This window comes from Streptomyces sp. NPDC098789 (genome assembly GCF_044759975.1).
Taxonomy (GTDB): Bacteria; Actinomycetota; Actinomycetes; order Streptomycetales; family Streptomycetaceae; genus Streptomyces.
On sequence record NZ_JBIWAJ010000023.1, the window covers coordinates 151,339 to 157,855 of the forward strand.

Consider the following 6,517-nt stretch of genomic DNA (forward strand, 5'->3'; position numbering starts at 1 on the left):
TCACAGCTGGGCCATCCTCTTGCGCCGGACGAGGTAGATGAAGACCGGCCCGCCGATGAGCGCGGTGACGATGCCGACCTGCAGCTCCGCCGGACGGGTGACGACCCGGCCGACGACGTCCGCGCCGAGCAGCAGGGCCGGCGAGAGCACCGCGGAGTAGACGAGCACCCAGCGCATGTCCGGTCCGGTGAAGAAGCGCACCAGGTGCGGGATCATCAGCCCGATGAAGACGATGGGCCCGCAGGCGGCGGTCGCCGCACCGCAGAGCAGGGTGATCGCCACCATGGCGGTGATCCGGGTCAGGGTCAGGTTCGCGCCGAGTGCCCGCGCGGTGTCGTCACCCATCGCCATGGCGTTGAGCGGCCGCCCCAGGCAGAGCGCGAGGGCCGCGCCCACCAGGAGGAACGGCGCCACCTGGCGCACGGTCTCCATGTTGGCCGAGGCCAGCGAGCCGACGGTCCAGAAGCGCAGCTTCTCCAGCGCCTTGCTGTCCATGAGCTGCACGGCGTTGATGTAGCCGACGAGCGCGGCGCTGGCCGCCGTACCGGCGAGGGCGAGCCGGACCGGCGTGGCGCCGCGGCTGCCGCCCAGCACGTAGACGACCACGGAGACGACGGCGGCGCCGAGGAAGGCCCACCAGACGAACTCGCTCAGGCTGGACGCCCCGAAGAAGCTGATGGCGGAGACCACGGCCGCCGCGGCGCCCGCGTTGACGCCGAGGATGCCCGGTTCGGCGAGCGGGTTGCGGGTCAGCGCCTGCATCACCGCGCCGGAGAGACCGAGGCCGAGGCCGACCATCAGGCCGAGGAGGGTCCGGGGCACCCGGAGATCCTTGACCACCACGTCCGCGGGCGTGCCCGTGTAGTGGAACAGGCCGTGCCAGACCTGGTCGAGCGGCATCTGCTTGGCGCCCACGGCGATGCTCGCCAGCGCGATCAGCACCAGCGCCGCGAGGGCGGCCAGCAGACCGGCGGCGCGCGCCGCCTGGCGCGGGCGGGGGGCGGCCGGCACGGCCGCGCTCTGTTCGGGGGGACATTCGACCAACACGGAGGTTAGGTTAGCCTACCCTCCGCCTCGCCCAAGTCGCCCGAACGGCCCCTTGCGCAGGTCAGTGGTCCCGGACGCGCCGGGCCGGGGCCCGGCGCGTCCACGAGGAGCGGACCCGCGTCCGCGAGCGGCGGGCCTACAGGCCCAGCCGGGCCAGCACCTTGCCGGCGTCCAGCGTGCAGGAGCCCTCCCCCGCGTGCGTCCAGGCCGCCGCGCACAGCGCCCGCAGCCCGTCCAGCGGATCGAGCGGACCGCCCCCCGCTTCCGCCCCCTCGTCGTCGGCCGCGCGCAGCTCCAGTACGCCGTCCCGTGCGACCGCGGTCCACGCCCCGCAGCGGAAGCCGTCCCCGGCCGCGACCACCTCGGGCTGCCCGGTCAGCAGCCCCCGCAGGTCCCGGTCCACGTACGTCGGCCGGTACTTCGGCTCCGCCCGCAGCAGCTGCGCCCCGTCCGTCACCCCGGTCAACACGAGCAGCGAGTCCACCTCCCCGTGGAAGGCGCCCTCGATGTCGGTGTCCAGCCGGTCCCCGACCACCAGCGGCCGCTCGGCGCCGGTCCGCAGGATCGTTTCGCGGTGCATCGGGGGCAGCGGCTTCCCCGCCACCTGCGGCTCCGCACCCGTGGCGATCCGTACGACCTCCACCGCGGCGCCGTTACCCGGCGCGATGCCCCGCGCGCTCGGGATCGTCAGGTCGGTGTTGGACGCGAACCACGGCACCCCGCGCGCGATCGCGTACGAGGCCTCCGCGAAGCGCCCCCACGGCATGTCCGGCCCGCCGAAGCCCTGGACCACCGCCGCCAGATCCTCCTCGTCCGCCGATTCCACCGGCACGAGCCCGCGCTCGCGCAGCGCGACCCGCAGCCCCTCACCACCGATGACCAGGACCTTCGATCCGGCGGGCACCTGATCCGCGATCAGTCGGGCCACCGCCTGCGCCGAGGTGATCACCTCGGCCGCCGCGGAGGGGATGCCCAGCTCGGTCAGGTGCGCGGCGACCGTGTCGGGGGTCCGCAGGGCGTTGTTGGTGACGTAGGCGAGGTGCATCCCCTCGGACCGGGCCGCCAGCAGCGATTCCACGGCGTGCGCGATCGCCTCGCCCCCCGCGTACACCACCCCGTCGAGGTCCAGCAGGGCCGTGTCGTACGCCTGGTGCAGACCGCGCTCGCTGCCCGCGGGCCTGGTCCTGCTCTGCCGGGTCATCGTGACCGTCCCTTCGTCCCATCTGGCCAGTTCCGTGCTCGTTCTGATCATCCCGCACCTTGAGACGGGACTTACCATGCACCAATGACCACACTTGGTACCGAGGAACACGGAATGCACGACGGGCTGCGCCTGATGCCATTCCACGGGCTGCGTTACGTCCCGGAGCGCGTTGGCAGCCTCGCCGCCGTCACCTCACCCCCCTACGACGTGGTCGTCCGACCTGACGGACTCCATCACCTCGAGTCAGCGGATCCCCACAACATCGTCCGTCTCATCCTGCCGCAGGCCGACACCCCCTCCGCGCGCAACGAACAGGCCGCCCGGACCCTGCACGACTGGCTCGCCGAGGGCATCCTCAGCGCCGATCCGGAGCCGGCTCTGTACGTGTACGAGCAGCGCAGGGGCGACATGCTCCAGCGCGGGGTCATCGGCGCGCTCGCCCTGTCCACGGCCGACGCCGGGATCGTGCTGCCGCACGAGGACGTCATGCCGCACGTGGTCACCGACCGCGCCGGTCTGATGCGCGCCACCTCCGCCAACCTGGAACCGCTGCTGCTGACCTACCGCAGCGACGACGGCGGCGGCGCCACCGGAACGGTCGGGGCGGCCGACGTGGTCGAGGCCACCGCCGGGCGTCCCCCGCTGCTGTCCACCACCACCGAGGACGGCTTCTGCCATCGGCTGTGGGCCATAACCGACCCCGCCGAACTGGCCGCCGTCACCGCCGACCTCGGGCACCGCCAGGCCCTCATCGCAGACGGTCACCACCGCTGGGCGACGTACCTGCGCCTCCAGGAGGAGCACCTCAGCCCCACCCCGTGGGACTTCGGCCTGGTCCTGCTCGTGGACACGGCCCGCTACCCGCTCCAGGTCCGCGCGATCCACCGGTTGCTGCGCCAGCTGCCGGTCGCCGACGCGCTGGCCGCACTGGAGGGCTCGTTCCGCGTCCGCCGGATCGAGGGCACGCTGGACGAAGCGCTGACCGCCCTCGGCGCGGCCTCCGAGGCCGGCAACGCCTTCCTGCTCACCGGCGACGGCGCCTTCCACCTGGTCAGCGACCCCGACCCGGAGCTGATCGACCGCACGGTCCGGCACGACCGCCCCGAGGCCTGGCGCCGGCTCGACGCGACCGTCCTGCACGCGACCCTGCTGGACGCCCTGTGGCAGGTCCCCGACTCCGCCGATCACATCATGTACATCCACGACACCGAGGCGACGGTCGACATGGCCGAGCGCAACGGCGGCACGGCGGTCCTGCTCCACCCGGTACGCGAGGACGTGGTCCGGGAGCTGGCGCGCCAGGGCGTCACGATGCCCCGCAAGTCCACCTCCTTCGGCCCGAAGCCGGCGACCGGGCTGGTCCTGCGCAGCCTGAACTGACCCCGGACATGAAAAAGGGCGGTACCCCCGATGGGGTACCGCCCTTCTTCATGCTTCACGCCGTGCGTCAGGCGTTGTCGCGGCCCTTGTCCTCGGCGGCGCGGTCGAGCTCTTCGTCCTCGACGAGGATCTCGTCGGCGACGTCGGCGTCCGCTTCGGCGCGGGCGATCAGCTCGTCCTCGTCGTCATCGTCGTCGACCTCGCGGGCCTCGGCCGACTCGTACGCGTCGTCCTCGTCGTCCTGACGGGCGTCGGACGGCTCGTACTCGTCGTCGTCCTCGTCGTAGTACTCGACGACGCCCTTGTCGTCCGAGTCCTGGACCCGACGGTCCTCGTCGCTGAGCGCGGCGCGGTCGTCGTCGTCATCGTCGTCGTCCATCGCGTCGACGAACTCGACGCCGTCCAGCTCGGCGAGCCGGTCGGACGCGTCGGTCGAGCCGTCCTTGTCGGACTCGATCGTCTTGGCGAACCACTCGCGCGCCTCGTCCTCGCGGCCGTTGGCCAGCAGGGCGTCGGCGTAGGCGTACCGCAGACGGGCGGTCCACGGGTGCACGGTGGCGGAGGCCAGCTCGGGGCTCTGCAGGGTCACGATGGCGGCGTCGAGCTGCCCCATGTCCCGCCGGGCACCGGCCGCGACGAGACGCATCTCGACCTGGCCGGCCTTGTCCAGCTTCTGCACCTCGGGCTCGCCGGCCATCGCCAGCGCCCGCTCCGGACGGCCGAGGCCGCGCTCGCAGTCGGCCATGACGGGCCACAGCTCGACCGAACCGGTCATCCGCTTCGCGGCACGGAACTCGGCGAGCGCCTCGCTGTACTTCTGCGTGGCGTACGCCGCGAAGCCGGCGGCCTCACGGACGGCGGCGACGCGCGAGGCGAGCCGCAGTGCGATGCGGGCGTAGGCGTAGGACTGCTCCGGGTCCTCGTCGATCAGCCGGGCCACCATGACCAGGTTGCGCGAGACCTCCTCGGCGAGACCCTTCGGCAGGCTCAGCAGCTCCTGGCGAACGTCCGCGTCGATCTCGTGACCCGTGACGTCGTCGTCGATCGGAAGGCGCTTGATCGGCTCGCGGTCGCGGTAGTCGCTGTCGCGGTCGTCACGACCGCCACGGAACCCACCGCGGTCGCCGCCACGGTCACCCCGGTCGTCGCGACGGGGGTAGCTGGGACGGTCGCCGCCACGGTCGTCACGGCCGCGGAAGCCGCCGCCCTGCGGACGGTCGCCACCACGGTCGTCACGGCGCGGGTAGCTGGGACGGTCACCGCCGCGGTCGTCACGACCGCCACGGAACCCACCACGGTCGTCATCACGACGCGGGTAGCTCGGACGGTCGCCACCACGGTCGTCACGGCGCGGGTAGCTCGGACGGTCGCCACCACGGTCGTCACGACCGCCACGGAACCCACCACGGTCGTCATCACGACGGGGGAAGCTCGGACGGCTCCCGCGGTCGTCATCGCGACGGGGGTAGCTGGGACGGTCGCCGCCACGGTCGTCACGGCCGCGGAAGCCGCCGCCCTGCGGACGGTCGCCACCACGGTCATCACGACGCGGGAAGCTGGGACGGTCGCCACCACGGTCGTCGCGACGGAAACCACCGCCGCCACCACCCTGCGGACGGTCACCACGGTCATCACGGCGGGGGAAGCTCGGACGGTCGCCGCCGCGGTCGTCACGACGGAAACCACCGCCACCACCCTGGGGACGCCCACCGCGGTCGTCATCACGACGCGGGAAGCTCGGACGGTCGCCACCACGGTCATCGCGACGGAAACCACCGCCGCCACCACCCTGCGGACGGTCACCACGGTCATCACGACGCGGGAAGCTCGGGCGGTCGCCACCACGGTCATCGCGACGCGGGGAGCTCGGGCGGTCGCCACCACGGTCATCGCGACGGAAACCACCGCCACCACCCTGCGGACGGTCACCACGGTCATCACGACGCGGGAAGCTCGGGCGGTCGCCACCACGGTCATCACGGCGCGGGAAGCTCGGGCGGTCGCCACCACGGTCATCGCGACGGAAACCACCGCCGCCACCGCCCTGGGGGCGGTCACCGCGGTCATCACGGCGCGGGAAGCTCGGGCGGTCGCCACCACGGTCGTCACGACGGAAACCGCCGCCGCCGCCCTGCGGACGGTCACCACGGTCATCACGACGCGGGAAGCTCGGGCGGTCGCCACCGCGGAAGCCGCCGCCCTGCGGACGGTCACCACGGTCATCACGGCGCGGGAAGCTGGGACGGTCGCCACCACGGTCGTCACGACGGAAACCACCGCCACCACCCTGGGGGCGGTCACCGCGGTCATCGCGACGCGGGAAGCTCGGGCGGTCGCCACCACGGTCGTCACGACGGAAACCGCCGCCGCCGCCCTGCGGACGGTCGCCACCACGGTCATCACGACGCGGGAAGCTCGGGCGGTCGCCACCGCGGAAGCCGCCGCCCTGCGGGCGGTCGCCACCACGGTCATCACGGCGCGGGAAGCTGGGACGGTCGCCACCACCCTGGGGACGGTCGCCACCACGGTCATCACGACGGAAACCACCGCGGTCACCACCGCGGTCGTCACGGCCCCCGCGGTAGCCGCCCCTGTCACCGCCGTCGTTACGACGAGGCTCGCGCTCCGGACGATCGTCGGGAGAGTTGGACATGGGTGTGACTCCTGTCTTCGGGGTACCGCTAGTCATTCTCGCGCAACCAACCCATGGCCGCGCTTCGGCGCAAATCGAATAAAAACAAAAAGGACCCTTGGTCCAGCGTTGAACGCTGGACCAAGGGTCCTTTGAAAGATTGTTCGGCGGCGTCCTACTCTCCCACAGGGTCCCCCCTGCAGTACCATCGGCGCTGAAAGGCTTAGCTTCCGGGTTCGAAATGTAACCGGGCG

General features: G+C 72.3%; 4 protein-coding genes, 1 rRNA gene and 1 pseudogene. 1 reads left to right on the top strand and 5 read right to left on the bottom strand.

What is annotated here, in order from left to right; translation table 11 throughout:
- A complete protein-coding gene (locus tag ACIQWR_RS34860; RefSeq protein WP_404018080.1) occupies positions 1-1,047 on the bottom strand; it encodes a FecCD family ABC transporter permease in 1,047 nt (348 codons plus the stop codon).
- Between the two features lie 136 nt (positions 1,048-1,183).
- The gene (locus ACIQWR_RS34865) at positions 1,184-2,248 is read right to left on the bottom strand and encodes an HAD hydrolase-like protein (protein ID WP_404018115.1); all 1,065 of its coding nucleotides are present in this window, start codon (positions 2,246-2,248) and stop codon (positions 1,184-1,186) included.
- An 84-nt stretch (positions 2,249-2,332) separates the two neighbouring features.
- Here ACIQWR_RS34865 and ACIQWR_RS34870 point away from each other — a divergent pair, with 84 nt between their 5' ends.
- Positions 2,333-3,631, top strand: a complete 1,299-nt coding sequence (locus ACIQWR_RS34870) for a DUF1015 family protein (RefSeq protein ID WP_404018083.1) — start codon at positions 2,333-2,335, stop codon at positions 3,629-3,631.
- 67 nt (positions 3,632-3,698) lie between these two features.
- Here the strand turns inward: ACIQWR_RS34870 and ACIQWR_RS34875 are convergent, their stop codons facing one another.
- The 3 genes and pseudogenes from ACIQWR_RS34875 to rrf form a co-directional block, all read right to left on the bottom strand.
- On the bottom strand, positions 3,699-4,574 hold the full coding sequence (locus tag ACIQWR_RS34875; protein ID WP_404018118.1) for a tetratricopeptide repeat protein: 876 nt from the start codon (positions 4,572-4,574) through the stop codon (positions 3,699-3,701).
- A gap of 861 nt (positions 4,575-5,435) precedes the next feature.
- Positions 5,436-6,359, bottom strand: a pseudogene (locus tag ACIQWR_RS34880) (hypothetical protein); the annotation flags it as partial.
- Between the two features lie 66 nt (positions 6,360-6,425).
- Positions 6,426-6,517, bottom strand: a 5S ribosomal RNA gene (rrf, locus tag ACIQWR_RS34885); the annotation flags it as partial.

Bases quoted from the DNA above. Each gene is read 5' to 3' on its own strand.
- ACIQWR_RS34875 (WP_404018118.1), bottom strand. From the start codon at position 4,574: ATGGTGGCCCGGCTGATCGACGAGGACCCGGAGCAGTCCTACGCCTAC.
- ACIQWR_RS34870 (WP_404018083.1), top strand. From the start codon at position 2,333: ATGACCACACTTGGTACCGAGGAACACGGAATGCACGACGGGCTGCGC.
- ACIQWR_RS34865 (WP_404018115.1), bottom strand. From the start codon at position 2,248: ATGACCCGGCAGAGCAGGACCAGGCCCGCGGGCAGCGAGCGCGGTCTG.